We start from the raw sequence: 15,569 nt of genomic DNA, 5'->3' as shown, positions 1-15,569 counted from the left end.
GTTTTCTGAGACGACCCCCTTATGGCAGCACTTTAAATTGAGTCTCATACAGTATCTGTTTTCTTTCTCTTCATCTCTCATGACCTGCTGCCCACTTACAGACTCCAGGGTAAAGCAAAAAATTCTCCACCGGTGAGCAGAGTATATTGCATATGCCAGTTTATGAGTGTATATATAGCATATGCCAATAAGGAGCCTTCATGCCAAGACCCAGAATTCCCCGTAACATCTGTGGCCGCCCTGCGGATACCTGTTTTAAGCCCAATGCGCGACCGATGAGCCAGCTTGAACATGTTCATTTAAAAGAAGATGAGTTTGAAGCGTTACGGCTGGTCGATTTACTGGGCATGCAACAGCAGGAAGCGGCTGTTGCAATGGGGGTTTCAAGGCAGACACTGGCCAATGTCCTGAAAGCAGCCCGTTTTAAGGTTGTGGACTGTCTCACTCAGGGCAAGGCCTTAATAATGCACTCTGAAAGGGAAGGAGTTACACAAGATGATCACAGCCATTCCAGTGAATGACGACCGGGTAGCAAATCATTTTACCAAAGCGAGTCACCTTGTCCTGGTGGATGAGCGCGGTGTGGAGCTCAGCCGGACAGAAAATCCCGCGCTGGGCGCAGATTGTTCAGGTAAACGGAAGCTGGTTGACCTGCTGGTTCAACAGCAAGTCAGCCGCGTTGTGGTCCGTAACATCGGGGAACGGATGCTGGGTAAATTACTGGGGCATCAGATCGCGGTGTACCAGACTGACTGTGGTCGTCGTTTGTTCACTGAACTGTGTGATCCGGATACCCGTGTTCTGACTGAACTGAATAAGCCGGAGCAGGGACGCCAGTCCTTTCATCATGAGGCGAAAGGGAAAAAATGCTGTCACTCTGACGGGAACACAGCAGAAAATGCGTGCCAGGGTGGGCGTCAGCATCATCACGGAAACGGGCGCTGTTGCCATTCATGAGTTTATTTCATCACGGGCGGTGATTTTTATCAGACCCGTATTGTGTATAAACCAGGAGCCGGAATGTGTGGAGGAGGCAGTAATGATGCCGGGGGAGCCCCTCAGCTGACTGAATTCCGGATGCCTCCCGTCAGTACAACCGGACGCTGAGCAGAAACAGATGAATTGTTATCTTGATGCCAGAAAGGCCCATACCTGTTGTATGGTCTGTAGTTCCCGCGACAACAACCCTGATACGGTGAACTTAATGTTTTCAGAGCACCCGGATGGCTCTGTATGTGCGGACTACACGGCCAATCACAGGCATCAGGGGTATACGGGTCTTTTACATGGCGGAATGACGAGTACCCTGCTGGATGCAGCAATGACTCATTGTTTGTTCATGCAGGGTGTGCAAGCCCTGACGGCTGAACTGACGGTAAGATTCATTTCACCCGTTTGTACCGGAGACAAACTGATGGTATGTGCCAGACTGCTTGGGCAACGCAGGGGGATTTACCTGCTTGAAGCATGGCTGACAAAAGGACAGCAGACAGTGGCACGTGCCACGGCGAAATTCATTGTTCCGTCGCAGGATATTGCTCTGGCGCATCGCTAGTGTGACAGACGACAGGTGTACCTGGTTATTATAAAAATTTGAGGCGTGTTTTGCTCAGACCGGAAAGAATAATCGCATATCGTATATTCCACTGAAACCGTGTAAGAGGTAGTTATGAGTAAACAAATCATTGATATTGGTATTGCTGAATCATCCCGGGTGGAGATTGCAGACGGCCTGTCCCGGCTTCTTGCTGACACCTATACCCTGTATATAAAAACACATTACTATCACTGGAATGTAACTGGCCCCATGTTTAACAGCTTACATTTAATGTTTGAAAATCAATACAATGAGCTGGCCACTGCCGTTGATGATATCGCTGAACGTATACGCTCGCTCGGATGCTTCGCGCCCGGCACATATCATGAATTTTCACGTTTAACAGCGGTTAATGAAGATAAGGATATTCCGGCAGCAAAAAACATGATTGAAAATCTTGTCCAGGGCCAGGAGACCGTGGTTAAAACTGCACGCTCCCTGTTCCCGCTCGTTAATAATGCGAATGATGAAGCCACAGCAGATCTGCTTACACAACGTATCCAGTTACATGAGAAAACTGCCTGGATGTTGCGTAGCCTGCTTGAATAATGTCACCCCGTGGCAGCAGAAAAAACGGTTTGTCAGCCACAGGCTATTACTGACAGTGCAGAATCATCCGTGTTCCTGTGGCTGTTTTTTCTGACCGTCACAGTATTAAACACCATTGAATCAGTGGGTTAATCAGTGAATGCGTGAACGAGAAATACAGTCCGTGACGGGCATCATCGGCTGGTATATCCGGACCACTGTTGTTTTCCCGTTAAGGTATCGCAGGTTCCGGTCTGGCATTTCACAGCCTGAACAGGGTTAATGATGCATGGATAAAACGGTTTACGGGGAAAGCAGGATCATATTATTCGTTGTTATGGCTTCCTTTACCGGTGCCTGCCTGCGGGCAGTAGAGATCATATAAGGTATTTAACAACGTCATGATACGGTTATCCTCAATACGGTAATATACCATTTTACCTGCCCGTCGGGTCTCGACCAGCTTCAGGCGGCGCATTACACCCAGCTGCTGGGACAGGGTCGGCTGAGTGATACCGACCGCCGCTTCCAGCCCGGCCACATTCGCTTCCCCCAGGCTTAACTGACACATCAACAGCAACCGGTCGCTGTTGGCCAGTCCCCGTAAGACATCTGCTGCCCTCAGGGCCGCATTCTTCATATCTGTCTGACGTTTTGTGTCTTCATTCATGAGCATTGCTGATTTCTCATACTATGTGTTTTTATATAATATAATTTAGTATACTAACGGTATCGTAATTTTGCCATCGTGTTCGTCAGGTCTGCAGCGTCCTGCCGGCCCGGGGAAACGATTATATCTGGCAGGCATTTTTGCCCCGGGTGAACAGAGAGGATGTAATGAAAATAGTGATTGTTGGTGGTGTTGCCGGCGGGGCATCCGCTGCAGCCAGAGCTCGTCGGTTATCAGAGGATGTCAGTATTGTTGTGTTTGAACGGGGAAGCGATGTCTCTTTCGCCAACTGTGGATTACCTTATCATATAGGCGGAAAAATTCCTTTAAGGCAGTCACTGATTCTGAAAACCCCGGAGGATTTTAAATCCCGCTTTAACATAGACGTCCGTATCTGTCATGAAGTGACGTCAGTGGATCCGGTTAATAAAACGGTGACGGTTAAAAATCTGACCTCAGGGGAGGTCTATAGCGAAGAATGGGATCGTCTGCTCCTCAGTACCGGCGCCGCTCCGGTTGTCCCTCCTTTGCCCGGGCTACAGGAAGAGGGTGTCTTTACGCTGCGAAATCTTACTGACATGGATGCTATCCTGGGGTGGATTGAGCAACATCACGTAGCTCACACCACGCTTGTCGGGGGGGGATTTATCGGACTTGAAGTGATGGAGGCTCTGAGCGAACGGGGGATCAGTGTGACCCTGCTGGAGATGGGGGAACAGGTTATGGCTCCGGTTGATCCTGAAATGGCATCTGCCCTGCATCAGGAAATCCGGAGTCATGGCGTGGATCTGCGTCTCAGAACGGCGCTCACCGAGGTACTGCGGACAGAGACGGGATTCCGCGTTGCACTGTCTGAGGGTGGGTTTCTGCAGACCGACATGGTTATTCTCGCCATCGGGGTAAAACCTGAGAACAGCCTTGCCACAGGAGCCGGGCTCGCAGTGGGTAAACGGGGAGGCATAAGCGTCAATGCCTGTATGCAGACCAGTATCCCTGACATCTACGCCGTGGGGGATGCCGTTGAAACTCCAGACTTTGTCTTTCAGGAACCCGCTAATTTTCCTCTGGCAGGGCCCGCCAACCGCCAGGGACGCATTGCTGCTGATAACATGCTAGATCGTCACAGCCTTTACCATGGCAGTCAGGGGACATCCATTTGTAAGGTATTTTCGCTGAGTATTGGCAGCGTCGGTGCGAATGAAAAGCAGCTGAAAGTTCATGGCACCCGATACGAGAAGGTTTACGTCCATGCCGCTGATCATGCCGGTTACTACCCGGGGGCAACGATGATCAGTCTGAAACTGCTGTTCAGCCCCGATACCGGTAAAATTCTCGGGGCTCAGGCATCAGGGAAAAAAGGGGTTGATAAACGCATCGATGTCCTGTCTGTCGCACAGCGCGCGGGGCTTACCGTCAACGATCTCGAACATCTTGAGCTGACTTATGCTCCACCTTTTAACAGTGCAAGGGACGTCGTTAACCAGGCTGGTATGGTGGCGACAAATGTAATGAAAGGAGATACGGTCATATGTCATGTCAGCGATGTGTTACAACGGGAACCGGGCAGTTATTGTTTACTTGATATTCGCTCTCCTGCCGAACTGAAACAATTTGGCGAATATCCTGACGCGCTATCCATTCCACTGGATTCCCTGCGGGAGAATCTTGAAAAAGTGCCTAAAGATAAAGAGATTTTTATAGGGTGCCAGAGTGGCCTGCGCGGGCATGTGGCATACCGTATTCTTCAGGCCCACGGCTTCAGGACATATAATCTGAGTGGTGGCTTTATAACCTGGCAGGCGGTAACGGAGTCAATAAGTAAATAAGAGATGAGGTGCCATACACATGGCACCCTGAATCGCCACAGGTTTAACAGTGAAGTGGTCTGCTGAATTTGTTCACCTGAACAGAGGTGTGGACTGACCCCGCACCGTTATAAGGACAGTTATGAAAAAAATAACTTTTCAGATCAGGCATATAATGTCAGATTCATGGTCACTATAGGAATGGCAAGGACTGGATTTTCATTTTGCAGCCATCAGGCTGCTTAGTTCAGAGATAGGTCTGTGTAATGCGTAACTTCGTGACTCGATTGAGAGTATGGTTTCCGCCCCCACTCATCTTATTGCTGTTTTTCGTCACTGATGTGTTGACTGCAATCCCGCGTTTTACCTTCGACATCGTGAATATAGTGCTAAGCGTGTTGCTGACCGGTGTTTGTATTACCATGATACTGCACACCGCTTGGCAGATGAGCACGAACGGCACGACGCTTAATCCGCTTCATCCGGATAGAACCACCAAGCTGGTAACTGTCGGTTGTTACGCATGGAGTCGAAACCCTATTTACCTTGGAATGAGCGGGCTCCAGTTATCCGTTGCTCTCTGCTTTGGCAGCCTGGTGGGGATACTTGCTGTACCGTTGTTTATGTTTGTAGTAGCCAGATTACATATCCATGTTGAAGAGGTACAGCTTCGAAAACGTTTCGGGTTGGAATGGGAACGCTATACCCAACGGGTTCGTCGCTGGTTATAGCAACCCCGTGGTGTTGCAGGAGACAAATAACGTCGAAATCATAAAGAAAAGAATTCATCATCCTTGAGCTTTTATATCGTAATCGTAAACCAGGTGCCGTATGTAGCCATTGAGCCAGTGCTGGTACCTTAGGGAAGGTGCGAATAAGCAGGTCATTTCTTCCCAAGCTGACTCGCTGATTAAAATTTCGCGGATCTGGGCCGATTTTTTTCCCGCAAACACATCGAATCAGCCTATTTAGGCTATTTTTTCCACCATTTCTGGCGTTATTTCCGGTTTTTACTGAGATCTCTCCCACTGACGTATCATTTGGTCCACCCGAAACAGGTTGGCCAGGGTGAATAACATCGCCAGTTGGTTATCGTTTTTCAGCAGCCCCTTGTATCTGGCTTTCACGAAGCCGAACTGCCGCTTGATGATGCGAAACGGGTGCTCCACCCTGGCACGGATGCTGGCTTTCATGTATTCGATGTTGATGGCCGTTTTGTTCTTGCGCGGATGCTGCTTCAAGGTTTTTACCTTGCCGGGACGCTCGGCGATCAGCCAGTCCACATCCACCTCGGCCAGCTCCTCGCGCTGTGGCGCTCCTTGGTAGCCGGCATCGGCTGAGACAAATTGCTCCTCTCCATGAAGCAGATTACCCGGCTGATTGAGGTCATGCTCGTTGGCCGCGGTGGTGACCAGGCTGTGGGTCAGGCCACTCTTGGCATCGACACCAATGTGGGCCTTCATGCCAAAGTGCCACTGATTGCCTTTCTTGGTCTGATGCATCTCCGGATCGCGTTGCTGCTCTTTGTTCTTGGTCGAGCTGGGTGCCTCAATGATGGTGGCATCGACCAAGGTGCCTCGAGTCATCATGACGCCTGCTTCGGCCAGCCAGCGATTGATGGTCTTGAACAATTGGCGGGCCAGTTGATGCTGCTCCAGCAGGTGGCGGAAATTCATGATGGTGGTGCGGTCCGGCAAGGCGCTATCCAGGGATAACCGGGCAAACAGGCGCATGGAGGCGATTTCGTACAGAGCATCTTCCATCGCGCCATCGCTCAGGTTGTACCAATGCTGCATGCAGTGAATGCGTAGCATGGTTTCCAGCGGATAAGGTCGCCGGCCATTACCAGCCTTGGGTTAAAACGGCTCGATGACTTCCACCATGTTTTGCCATGGCAGAATCTGCTCCATGCGGGACAAGAAAATCTCTTTTCTGGTCTGACGGCGCTTACTGCTGAATTCACTGTCGGCGAAGGTAAGTTGATGACTCATGATGAACCCTGTTCCATGGCTCCAGATGACAAACATGATCTCATATCAGGGACTTGTTCGCACCTTCCATAGCTAAACATGATTTCCCCATCAAACAGTAAGTCGTGTCAATTCCTAGAGTTAACACATTTCTGATCATGACTCACACGTTACGTTCAGTCGGTAGCCATCTGTGCAAAAAATGCGCTTAGCGTAGGATAATTTCCTTTTTCCAAGCGGACCCCTTATTAGGTGTGTAATTCGCGACGCCGTCATTTTGTTGCCCTTAGCCCAATGTGTGCAATCACTGTCTATCAGTCGTAACAGCCCCTCATCCGTGATAACGACCAAAGAGGAGGCCCGAACAACTATCCCATTATACATTTAGTCATGCCTTTACTAATAACTAGTTACCACAAAAAAACCTCGCGAGGTGACGGTGTCACGCTTATTGGCCTTTTTTAGCTCACTTTATGTACTATGGGATTTAATTATGGGTAAATCCCATCGTTCAAATAGCACCCCCCATAGTGTAATTGCGGCTAAAACCCTTATTAATCAGTCATGTAACGCAATGGTTGTGCATTCAGGGGATGCGATCGCCACTTAACGGGTTGCGGGTTGTTGGTCACCCGACATCTGTGTGCTAATCTTTTTCATCATTAGTCACTAGTAAAGGCTTCACTATATATGACGCTACGAGAATTTTTTTAACGAGAGAGGTGGATAGGCCAGTGAAAATCTCTCAGCCAAAACAGTGGGAAAAGGATCGTGAAATGAGCATGAATTCGCAGCCGGAACTGAAGTTGAGTACCCGTACCGAACAACTCGCCAGTAGTCGTGATGCCGCTATGCAAAAATTTCTGGACGGCATGACGCTGATTGCCGAAGCCTCAGCAATTTGCGGGTTTTCACTGTTTAACAGCAAAATTATGGCCCCTAATGCTTTTGGCCTTCCTGCGTCCCTGGCCGCAAGCATCGAGGAAGGGCGACAGCAAATAGACCGTAAGACATGGAACAATCTTTTTGAAGAAACGGGTATTGACCGATTCTGGAATCACAACCAGCGGGCAGAGTTCCGTGAGTCTCTCCGGAACGCTCCGCCAATTGCGTCGTTAACCGTAATCCGCAGTACATTGCGCCAGGCAGTTGCCATGCGCAGCATTACACTTGCTGAAGGGTTTGTTGATCTGCTATGCCAGCTTGATCGCCGGTATAAAACTAATGCCCAGCAATTTGTGATGCCAAAAAAACTGGTACTACGCGGCATTTTTCCCGACTCGAACATGATGAGATATAATGGCTTTTCTCAGGATAATCTCTTCTATTTAAACGACTTTGAGAATATCGTTTGCATCTGCTCCAATGCAGCAACACCGCCTGTCGGCAGTGGAATGAACATGTACGATCGGCTTGCTGTCTTACGGAAAACCGATTTTACGGGTGACATTACCGACCCGAAGGGCTGGAAGTGCCGATTGTTCGAAAATGGTAACGTCCATATCTCAGTTGAGTGTGAAAGCCTGCATAACGCACTGAATGACCTGATTAGCATTTATTTTGCCAACCAGATCCCGGCCAAAGGATAAGAATGATGACTGACAATGTAAATTTGATGAACGGGGATGAACAGACAGCGTCCAGTTTAAGTGAAGATACTCCAAAAACGCCCCCTCTAAGCCCCGAGTTACTGAAGAATTCCCCTTACTCGTCAATAGCTAAGGTTAAATATTTCACCGAGATTGAACAAATCTGCCTCGATAAGAGCATCAGCACCGAAAACCTCGACCAGTTTTTCAAAGCCCACTGGCTGCGGGATAAAATGGGGGGGTCTTTTGCCCGGGCTCAGGAGATGCTGGCGGCCTACAAGCAATACGTGGACGAGGTGCCCGAAGAAGCACGCGCGATTGAAATCCCTGACCAGATTAAAGATGCATTCAGTGATTTTACTGCGTTTATCACCTGGTACTTCCGCTTAAGCTATACGGCTATCCAGAGTGATAGCGTGAAAATTGCGAAGGCAGAAATTACTCAGTTACGGCACCGGAATGCTGAAATTCTGGAAGAACTGTCACAGTCGAAAGAACAGGCTACAGTCCTGAATAACGAAAAAGTTAACCTGATTAACCTGCTGGAGCAGCAGCGTGAACTCTCCAGTAAATTAGAAGATTCACTTCAGGAAGCAGAAGAAACTCTGGCAGGAACTCAAAGTGAATTACAGCATGCCCAAAACGAGATCCAGCTTTTACAGCAGACAGTAGGGACACTGAACCAGCAACTGAGTGAGCGCAAACAGGAACTGGCCTCGCAGCAGGAGTATCAGAAGCAGCTTAATGATGAAAATAAAGCGCAGCAGGTAGAGCTGACCGCCCTCAACAGCCAGAATGAAAACTTACAACGGACCGTGTCTGATTTAAAGTCCAGTGTCAGTCAGCTTGAACAGGACCTTTCTTCATCACAATCCCATGCCTCTGAATTGAGCTCATCTTTAGCCGAAAAGGACACGGCCCTGACGCTCGTCCGGTCGGAGCTCTCAACAGCTAAAGGGACGAATGAACAACTACGAGCTGAAGCACAACGCTTAGCTGATGAGAACCTGGTGTCCAAAAAGGTCCAAACAGATCTGACAGAAGAGCTTCAGCAGCTCAGGAATCAGATGATGTCCATGGAAGCGACACTCAATGCGGAAAAGACCATTGCAGAGTCTTTACGAGGAACAATCAAGCAGCTTACCGAAGCTATGACCGGCGTAGTTGCTATCAAACCTAAATCCCCAGGGGCATCAAAACCGCGAAACAAAAAGACGACATAACTGCTCCCGCCAGGAATTTGCTATAAACTTAAATTCCTGGCGCCCGTAGGCTCTTTATCCCGTCCGGAGGAGTTTACGTCCTTCCGATAGCATTTGGCTGATTTTCCCCGAGTCACTGATCTCAAGAGCATCAACCAGGCTAGTGATCCCGCCAACAGCTTGCTGCTGCGAAATAGCTCCCAGCTTATAGTCATCGAGTACTGCCGCCAAAAACGCTTTCAGTTTAACCTGTTCACTCATCGAAAGTATGTACGCCATTTTTAACCCCATTTTAAGGTTGTGATTCGGGTGAATTGTATTTTTTAGCTTCAGGGAAATGAGGGAGATCCTGGGATTCCGTCTTCTCCGTAGCATCCCAGTGCCACCATCCATAGGCCCCATATTCCTGGTTGTAATACGCCTTCTTAAGTTCCTTTCGCGCAAGATAGGCTGGTGTCGACATTCCGAAAACCTCCATCGGGAACGGCTTATCACTCCGGGTATCAAGTAAATAAAAATCGGGGAATACATCGCTCGCACTTGCGTCATACCGCATAGGCTTAACATAGTGCCGGTGTTCGGCATCCAGTTTACGGGATACAATCGCTTCGTATGAGGAGTCCAGAGGTATCCAGTTATCACTCACCAGCATAAGCACTATCTGATGAGCTCGTGCAGAGAGACCTCTAGTGGTCACAGATACGGGAGAGGTAAGTGCAAAAACAACAACTTTGCCACCATTTTTCCAGGCTGCATATTCCAGTGGGAATCGCCGCTTCACGCTATCCCAGTGCCCGTCTGAGTTAAAGAAGGTAAGGGGCATACCGCCGAAGTTACGCATAGGAAGAAACTTCAGTGGCTTCTCATGCTTTTCTGCGTCATAGCGCGGCAGTACTGATAGCAGCAGCAGTCGCTTGTCGCTCAGTTCTGCGGACGACAACAGCTTAACCTGCTCACTGGCCACTTTGCTTTTAGAGTCCGCCACCCCGATAAAGAGATGGTCGCCAATACACGCTCTACCTGATTTGACCTGCTTTGCGGCGTCCAACATCCGGTAGCGAACCAGCGAATCATTTCGCTTCCCGGCCATATTCGGATACCAGACATTAAGACCGGCTTCAGTCCACAACAGACTCAGAAGTCCGGACAGGGTCATTGAAGCCTGTCCACCTTCAGGTCGCTGGATTTGGGGCGGGGTAGGAACCTCTGACTTTTCCGGCGGATCTTTCTCCGTCATGCCTATTCCGAGGCGTATTGACATGGTCCCCTCATTGTTGATGCGTACAACATTGCTGGCATAACCCTTTAACCCCGTATGCCTGGCATCAAGGTCGAAAAACACGCACGATGGATCATGCTCAGTGCCGGTATTTGCAGCCTTAATCAATATGAAGGTATCACTGTTTGGTAGCGACCGGACGTACAGACGCTTTGCGCCTTTGCCCCGGCATCCGCAGGTGATCACAGATTTCTGCCCGGACGTGTGGTGTGCTTTCTTTAGGGCCGACTGCCATCCCTTTACATACTCGTTCTGCGTCTGAAATTCAGCCGAGTATCGTTTCGTGTTTGGTTCGTCATCGTAAGCAATAAATACTGCAAACTTCTGGCCCATGGGACCTCCTGAAATTTAAAAGACTAATAGCCCAGCCATCTCAATACATCCTGCGCGTTGTACTCTTCCTTCTCACCCAACTCGGAAAAAAACACGTTGATGTCGCTGGCCTCAACGCCATGTTTAGCAAGCTCTTGGAGAGCCCTTTGTTTTGTAATAGTAAGATCTTCAGCTGAATCAAAATACGTCATCAGTACCTCCTGATGAAGGCGATAACTGAAGCAGGCTTACTCTTCCTGCCCAGGTTTTATCTGCGTGAATGTTAATATTTTGTGAATTAAACCATTACGTTACCCTGTTAAATCACACAGAAGAATGACTATGATGCCGCTTCAAACTCTCCCTTGAGCCGAGCCGAAACGGCAGTCTCAATACGGCTCCGAAGCAAACTGGCCACGGCCGCAAATACGTCGACGATGACCGAATTCCCGAACTGGCGATAGGCCTGCGTATCAGAGACTGGAATGCGAAAAGTAACTTTTCCCGGTTGCTCGAACCCCATAAGGCGGGCACATTCTCGCGGGGTTAAACGGCGTGGGCGCCTTGCCAAATTGACAGGATCATTAAAGTGCTTTTCGCCTATGCTAAAATCCCATCCCCGGTCTAATAAAATTTCAGATCCATCCCGATAATAGCGTGCGCTGAGTGTTCTGCAAACCACTGTTTCTATTGATGAATCTACCAAACCATAGCCAAATCCATTGCCTTTTGCCTGGTGCTTTTTAGCGTAGTTATAAAGGTATTCCCAGAGCTTTGGAGAAAGGATGTAACGGCTATCGACCTCAGCGTCCAGCAGCTCCCTAAGGGTTGGCCGTCGTGAAGGATAAAGAGCGGATACACCACTTAGCGAAAAGCCATCATTGAGTTTCAGATCACGGCGGAAACCGACCAGCACGATACGTTCCCGGTGCTGAGGTCTGAAGTTCTTACCGTCAATTATTTTGGGGTCCTTTGCTCCGTGAGCATCGGAGTCGGCAACATCGTAGCCGAGCTCATCAAGCGCATTCATGATGATGCGGAACGTATTGCCTTTATCGTGACTCTTCAGATTTTTTACGTTCTCCAGAACGAAAATGGCAGGCTGTTTGGCTCGGATGATCCGGGCAACATCAAAAAAAAGGGTCCCCTGGGTGTCGCATTCAAAGCCGTGCTTTCGGCCAAGGGAGTTCTTTTTGCTGACACCGGCAATACTGAACGGCTGGCATGGGAAACCTGCGAGCAAAACATCATGGTCTGGGATGGATGCATCGATAGAAGCATAGGCCTGGTCATCCGAAACATCGGGAAGATTACTGAGTGTAATGTCCCGGATATCTGAGTTGAAATGGTGCTCAGTCTCGTCACAGTACCAGTTTGCACTGTAAGTCCGTCGGGAGAACTGATTCCACTCACTGGTGAACACACATTTTCCGCCGATGGCGTCAAAACCACTCCGGAGGCCACCGATCCCAGCAAACAAGTCAATAAATCGGAAAAACTTCTGGTCATAGTCCGCTGGCCGAGAGGGGAGCAACGTTCGAAGATAACGATATCCTTCCTGGGTGATTTGGCATTCATTAACTGCACCTTTAATCTGGCGAATAAGCGTTCCCCTCGACCATTCGCTGCCGGTTGCAGCATTAAGTTGCTCAGCCAAATCCTTCACGTCGTAGATGCTTGCAACCTGCACCAGTAATTTATGGATAGAGGAAGGTGTCTCATCATTAAGCAATGCTGTTATTGCAGGCTCAGTTCTATCGTTGTACATCCTTACTCCGTGAAATGTGATTAATTTAGGTTCTCAGACTACCACGCGGTGAAAATTCAATTTTTTGTTAAAGGCCTTTATTTTCATCTCCTGTATTAAAATTTTTACCCACTCAAATTGCCTCCGTTAACAGAAAATCGCCGAGTTTCTAATTGGTACAATAAGCGCGTCAAATCACACGACTTATTTGTTACTACGAACCATCTAATTCAGGGAGAACGTATGACTCTTTTGAAAAAGTTACTTTTGCCGACATTAATCGTCCTTTTCCCGGTGGCAACTCTTGCTACCCAATCATCATTTGAAGCGAAAGTGGTAAAAATTATCGACGGGGACACAATCACCGCGCTCGATGGTCAGAATACAAACATCAAAATCCGCTTGTACGGTATTGATGCCCCCGAAAGTAAGCAGGCCTTTGGACAAAAGGCTAAACAAGCGTTGAGCTCCGCGATTGCTGCACAGAATATTACGGTAATAGACCACGGACCTGATATTTACGGCAGGATGCTGGGAACCATTTGGCTTGATGGTTATGACATAAACGCCTCAATGGTAGACAGTGGCTATGCATGGGTATACCGGTTTGACGGTAATGCCATCGTCCCAAACTATCTGAAATTCGAAGCTTCAGCGCAGAAAGCAGTTAAAGGCCTCTGGGTAGATCCGAATCCCGTTGCCCCCTGGGAGTGGCGCCAGCAAAACCAGAAACCTCAAAAGACGAAAAGCAGGGGGTGACCGCGATGACAAGACAACATCCTTTATTGAAAATTGCGCTTAATAACGATGGACATCTTTCGTGGCCAATTTTACCCGGACAAACTCAGCGCTGCCCAACGTGTCTGCGAGACGTTATTCCGGGTCCGGATGGGGATTTAGTACATCAAGTGGAGGAGGGCGTTAACCCCTGCACGCCATCTGTAGATGTTGTCATTTCAAAGTCGATCATTGAACTCCTCAGCGCAGGTGAGCGCCTATATGTTAACCCAGTTAAGAACGCGAATAGAACACTGGCCCCATCGTTTATCTTTCTGCACAAAGACCAGCAACTTCGACCATTTATAAATACGGACTATCAACCAGCAGGGGCCACCTGGAGAAGTGATAAAGGGAACAGACTTGGTCTTTTCTATATGGATGAGCGAGCGTCTAAAATTAATAAGGACCAGTTCGATTTTATTGCTGTAATAGACCCATCTACTTTTCAAGCAGAATTTGAGACCTTATGGTCCATGGGCGAATTTGATAACCCCCTTACCGCGTTACAGCACTCACTGGTTTCAGAGAATATGTCATCTGTCTGGGTGAAATGGCCTGTTAAAAACCTGCAATCGAGGAAAGAATCGGTGAAGTCCGATTACTGGTATGACTATTATACACCTCACTACCCAGAGGAGCAGGCAGCTTGCACGGCAACCGTGATTGGAATAGACGGAAATGTAACCGGGGAAACTATTTACATGCTCCAGATCGCCCTAGACCGGTCGACAGTTGAGTACCAGCTTGTAAAATCGCTAGGGGTCATATTGCTACTGGATAATACGGGAAATTTCGTATCGGAGGCGCAGCCTCACTTTGATATAATCATCAAAGCTTGCATCTCGGGCGTCAGAGACTTTGTACGTCAAAATCCTCGAATGCGGAGTGTGGAGCATCAGATTACCAGTGCAATGCCTGGTTAGTTAAATCATGAAGGATTTCCAATGACATGCAGCCGGTTGAGTTCTGATTCGATTGACGGGTTCACCTTTTTCATTTCGCCTCACGGTCAGGGATGTAGACTGTCTGTCGAACCTGAATACCGCCGCAATGGAACACAAAATTTCGATGGCTGGTTCCCTCGATATTACACTAAGCCACAATACGCTAAAGCAGCATTGACACGGTTTCTTGGGGAACCTGTTAATTGGTTGGATTGTAATGACCATAATTAGGGCTTTCAGACAGTTAGCCAACAAAAAAATCTTTAACTCACCAACAATATTGAGAATTACCAAATGGAAAATCTGGATGTTGTATCAGCGGTAGATTTTTACTTAGAAAAAGCATTTTATTTATTTGGATTCATAATGTTAGGTATGGCATGGCTTACTTTCCGTGCTGGTTCAACTTATCAGCATTTTAAAAATGCTGATAAGTTAGTCAGTGAAGGTAGAGGATCTTTCTCAAGCGGTGAAGAACCTGAAATGATCCGGCGACTTAAGTTCCAAACATTGATCTGGTACATTGCTAATTGTGTGGTGTTAGCACTATCCACTATTGTTTTTGGGTATCTATTTTATCTACTTCACAGTTAATCAAACAAGGAGATATTTTTATGCACGAGAATCAGGCACATCAAATAATTGACGCACTAAGTAAAGATAAGTATATCTACATTGCCCTTATGATTTTAGTCATTCACCTCTTGATGAAGCAAGTGAATAAACATCACGATAAGCTTGTAACTTCAAGGCGTATTTATGATGACCATAAATCTGGCAAAGCACTCGATGAAACACCAGCCGAAACCTTGACCATGATGAAAAAAAGCTTTATTTCCATCGTAGTTAACTTATTTTCAATTATTAGCGTCACGGTACTGGCTGCATGTTTTTTCATCTATTTTTAGTTCAGTAATGGTACAGATAGTTCCGCTGGTACCTATGGCGGTCTATCTGTATGAGTTTAAAAAATTTTTCTAGTAACGAAGGACCTAAAATGATTAGGTAAGAACGGGGTAAGCCCGTCCTATGTCCTGGATGGTGATAATGCAGGTTGCCCACAGGAAAATCATCATGGAAATCCCAAATCCCAAATCCCGTGCCAGTGCGTAATCCAAGAAGTAAAACGTAACCCATTGATTTATA

The 15,569-nt window shown here is 47.9% G+C and carries 17 protein-coding genes and 1 pseudogene; 12 read left to right on the top strand and 6 right to left on the bottom strand.

The window, feature by feature from the left end:
* The first annotated feature begins 200 nt into the window (after positions 1 to 200).
* From NMC31_RS24840 to NMC31_RS24825, 4 genes are all read left to right on the top strand, one after another.
* Positions 201 to 521: a DUF134 domain-containing protein gene (locus NMC31_RS24840; protein ID WP_001137910.1), complete on the top strand. Its 321-nt coding sequence runs from the start codon at positions 201 to 203 to the stop codon at positions 519 to 521.
* Complete coding sequence (locus tag NMC31_RS24835) at positions 496 to 957, top strand: NifB/NifX family molybdenum-iron cluster-binding protein (RefSeq protein ID WP_000626969.1); 462 nt, start codon at positions 496 to 498, stop codon at positions 955 to 957. The genes NMC31_RS24840 and NMC31_RS24835 overlap by 26 nt, the downstream gene beginning before the upstream one ends.
* Positions 958 to 1,117: 160 nt before the next feature.
* A complete protein-coding gene (locus NMC31_RS24830) occupies positions 1,118 to 1,555 on the top strand; it encodes a PaaI family thioesterase (RefSeq protein ID WP_016241611.1) in 438 nt (145 codons plus the stop codon).
* Positions 1,556 to 1,669: 114 nt separating this feature from the next.
* Positions 1,670 to 2,146 carry a Dps family protein gene (locus NMC31_RS24825; RefSeq protein ID WP_000043177.1) on the top strand — a complete coding sequence of 159 codons (477 nt, stop codon included), beginning with the start codon at positions 1,670 to 1,672 and terminating at the stop codon, positions 2,144 to 2,146.
* A 304-nt stretch (positions 2,147 to 2,450) separates the two neighbouring features.
* Here the strand turns inward: NMC31_RS24825 and NMC31_RS24820 are convergent, their stop codons facing one another.
* Positions 2,451 to 2,801 (bottom strand): ArsR/SmtB family transcription factor, encoded by a 351-nt coding sequence (locus NMC31_RS24820; RefSeq protein ID WP_000928911.1) that lies wholly within the window; start codon positions 2,799 to 2,801, stop codon positions 2,451 to 2,453.
* Positions 2,802 to 2,962: 161 nt separating this feature from the next.
* Between NMC31_RS24820 and NMC31_RS24815 the strand changes: the two genes are divergently transcribed.
* Together NMC31_RS24815 and NMC31_RS24810 are read left to right on the top strand one after the other, a co-directional pair.
* Entirely contained in the window at positions 2,963 to 4,621 is a 1,659-nt protein-coding gene (locus NMC31_RS24815; RefSeq protein ID WP_000706606.1) for an FAD-dependent oxidoreductase, read from the top strand.
* 245 nt (positions 4,622 to 4,866) lie between these two features.
* Positions 4,867 to 5,331: a methyltransferase family protein gene (locus tag NMC31_RS24810; protein WP_001243598.1), complete on the top strand. Its 465-nt coding sequence runs from the start codon at positions 4,867 to 4,869 to the stop codon at positions 5,329 to 5,331.
* Between the two features lie 279 nt (positions 5,332 to 5,610).
* On the opposite strand, the pseudogene NMC31_RS24805 reads toward NMC31_RS24810, so the two are convergent.
* Positions 5,611 to 6,591 (bottom strand): annotated as a pseudogene (locus NMC31_RS24805) (IS5-like element IS5 family transposase).
* 755 nt (positions 6,592 to 7,346) lie between these two features.
* Here NMC31_RS24805 and NMC31_RS24800 point away from each other — a divergent pair.
* Positions 7,347 to 8,159 (top strand): DUF4942 domain-containing protein, encoded by an 813-nt coding sequence (locus NMC31_RS24800; protein ID WP_015062955.1) that lies wholly within the window; start codon positions 7,347 to 7,349, stop codon positions 8,157 to 8,159.
* 2 nt (positions 8,160 to 8,161) lie between these two features.
* Positions 8,162 to 9,382, top strand: a complete 1,221-nt coding sequence (locus NMC31_RS24795; protein WP_032610436.1) for a coiled-coil domain-containing protein — start codon at positions 8,162 to 8,164, stop codon at positions 9,380 to 9,382.
* Positions 9,383 to 9,436: 54 nt separating this feature from the next.
* Here NMC31_RS24795 and NMC31_RS24790 read toward each other — a convergent pair whose 3' ends face one another.
* The 4 genes from NMC31_RS24790 to NMC31_RS24775 all read right to left on the bottom strand — a co-directional run bounded on the left by NMC31_RS24790 (position 9,437) and on the right by NMC31_RS24775 (position 12,720).
* Positions 9,437 to 9,640, bottom strand: coding sequence for a hypothetical protein (locus NMC31_RS24790; RefSeq protein ID WP_024191726.1), 204 nt, complete (start codon positions 9,638 to 9,640; stop codon positions 9,437 to 9,439).
* A 13-nt stretch (positions 9,641 to 9,653) separates the two neighbouring features.
* The gene (locus tag NMC31_RS24785; RefSeq protein WP_032610439.1) at positions 9,654 to 10,973 is read right to left on the bottom strand and encodes a DUF1173 family protein; all 1,320 of its coding nucleotides are present in this window, start codon (positions 10,971 to 10,973) and stop codon (positions 9,654 to 9,656) included.
* Positions 10,974 to 10,996: 23 nt separating this feature from the next.
* The gene (locus tag NMC31_RS24780) at positions 10,997 to 11,164 is read right to left on the bottom strand and encodes a hypothetical protein (RefSeq protein ID WP_016246550.1); all 168 of its coding nucleotides are present in this window, start codon (positions 11,162 to 11,164) and stop codon (positions 10,997 to 10,999) included.
* Between the two features lie 128 nt (positions 11,165 to 11,292).
* A complete protein-coding gene (locus NMC31_RS24775; protein ID WP_015062959.1) occupies positions 11,293 to 12,720 on the bottom strand; it encodes a DNA cytosine methyltransferase in 1,428 nt (475 codons plus the stop codon).
* 222 nt (positions 12,721 to 12,942) lie between these two features.
* Here NMC31_RS24775 and NMC31_RS24770 point away from each other — a divergent pair, with 222 nt between their 5' ends.
* From NMC31_RS24770 to NMC31_RS24755, 4 genes are all read left to right on the top strand, one after another.
* Positions 12,943 to 13,458 (top strand): thermonuclease family protein, encoded by a 516-nt coding sequence (locus tag NMC31_RS24770; RefSeq protein WP_015062960.1) that lies wholly within the window; start codon positions 12,943 to 12,945, stop codon positions 13,456 to 13,458.
* 5 nt (positions 13,459 to 13,463) lie between these two features.
* Positions 13,464 to 14,402, top strand: coding sequence for a hypothetical protein (locus NMC31_RS24765; protein ID WP_188093466.1), 939 nt, complete (start codon positions 13,464 to 13,466; stop codon positions 14,400 to 14,402).
* Between the two features lie 315 nt (positions 14,403 to 14,717).
* Entirely contained in the window at positions 14,718 to 15,017 is a 300-nt protein-coding gene (locus NMC31_RS24760) for a hypothetical protein (protein WP_016246547.1), read from the top strand.
* A gap of 20 nt (positions 15,018 to 15,037) precedes the next feature.
* Positions 15,038 to 15,331, top strand: a complete 294-nt coding sequence (locus tag NMC31_RS24755; RefSeq protein ID WP_016246546.1) for a hypothetical protein — start codon at positions 15,038 to 15,040, stop codon at positions 15,329 to 15,331.
* Positions 15,332 to 15,569: the final 238 nt, after the last annotated feature.

This window comes from Pseudocitrobacter vendiensis, assembly GCF_943590815.1.
In the GTDB taxonomy this organism is placed as follows: Bacteria; Pseudomonadota; Gammaproteobacteria; order Enterobacterales; family Enterobacteriaceae; genus Pseudocitrobacter; species Pseudocitrobacter vendiensis.
This window is presented reverse-complemented; position numbering and strand designations above follow the sequence as displayed.

Coding starts and splice junctions, on each gene's coding strand:
- NMC31_RS24830 (WP_016241611.1), top strand. CDS start 1,118: ATGAATTGTTATCTTGATGCCAGAAAGGCCCATACCTGTTGTATGGTC.
- NMC31_RS24825 (WP_000043177.1), top strand. CDS start 1,670: ATGAGTAAACAAATCATTGATATTGGTATTGCTGAATCATCCCGGGTG.
- NMC31_RS24835 (WP_000626969.1), top strand. CDS start 496: ATGATCACAGCCATTCCAGTGAATGACGACCGGGTAGCAAATCATTTT.
- NMC31_RS24800 (WP_015062955.1), top strand. CDS start 7,347: ATGAGCATGAATTCGCAGCCGGAACTGAAGTTGAGTACCCGTACCGAA.
- NMC31_RS24780 (WP_016246550.1), bottom strand. CDS start 11,164: ATGACGTATTTTGATTCAGCTGAAGATCTTACTATTACAAAACAAAGG.
- NMC31_RS24790 (WP_024191726.1), bottom strand. CDS start 9,640: ATGGCGTACATACTTTCGATGAGTGAACAGGTTAAACTGAAAGCGTTT.
- NMC31_RS24770 (WP_015062960.1), top strand. CDS start 12,943: ATGACTCTTTTGAAAAAGTTACTTTTGCCGACATTAATCGTCCTTTTC.
- NMC31_RS24775 (WP_015062959.1), bottom strand. CDS start 12,720: ATGTACAACGATAGAACTGAGCCTGCAATAACAGCATTGCTTAATGAT.
- NMC31_RS24795 (WP_032610436.1), top strand. CDS start 8,162: ATGATGACTGACAATGTAAATTTGATGAACGGGGATGAACAGACAGCG.
- NMC31_RS24765 (WP_188093466.1), top strand. CDS start 13,464: ATGACAAGACAACATCCTTTATTGAAAATTGCGCTTAATAACGATGGA.
- NMC31_RS24785 (WP_032610439.1), bottom strand. CDS start 10,973: ATGGGCCAGAAGTTTGCAGTATTTATTGCTTACGATGACGAACCAAAC.
- NMC31_RS24760 (WP_016246547.1), top strand. CDS start 14,718: ATGGAAAATCTGGATGTTGTATCAGCGGTAGATTTTTACTTAGAAAAA.
- NMC31_RS24840 (WP_001137910.1), top strand. CDS start 201: ATGCCAAGACCCAGAATTCCCCGTAACATCTGTGGCCGCCCTGCGGAT.
- NMC31_RS24755 (WP_016246546.1), top strand. CDS start 15,038: ATGCACGAGAATCAGGCACATCAAATAATTGACGCACTAAGTAAAGAT.
- NMC31_RS24810 (WP_001243598.1), top strand. CDS start 4,867: ATGCGTAACTTCGTGACTCGATTGAGAGTATGGTTTCCGCCCCCACTC.
- NMC31_RS24815 (WP_000706606.1), top strand. CDS start 2,963: ATGAAAATAGTGATTGTTGGTGGTGTTGCCGGCGGGGCATCCGCTGCA.
- NMC31_RS24820 (WP_000928911.1), bottom strand. CDS start 2,801: ATGCTCATGAATGAAGACACAAAACGTCAGACAGATATGAAGAATGCG.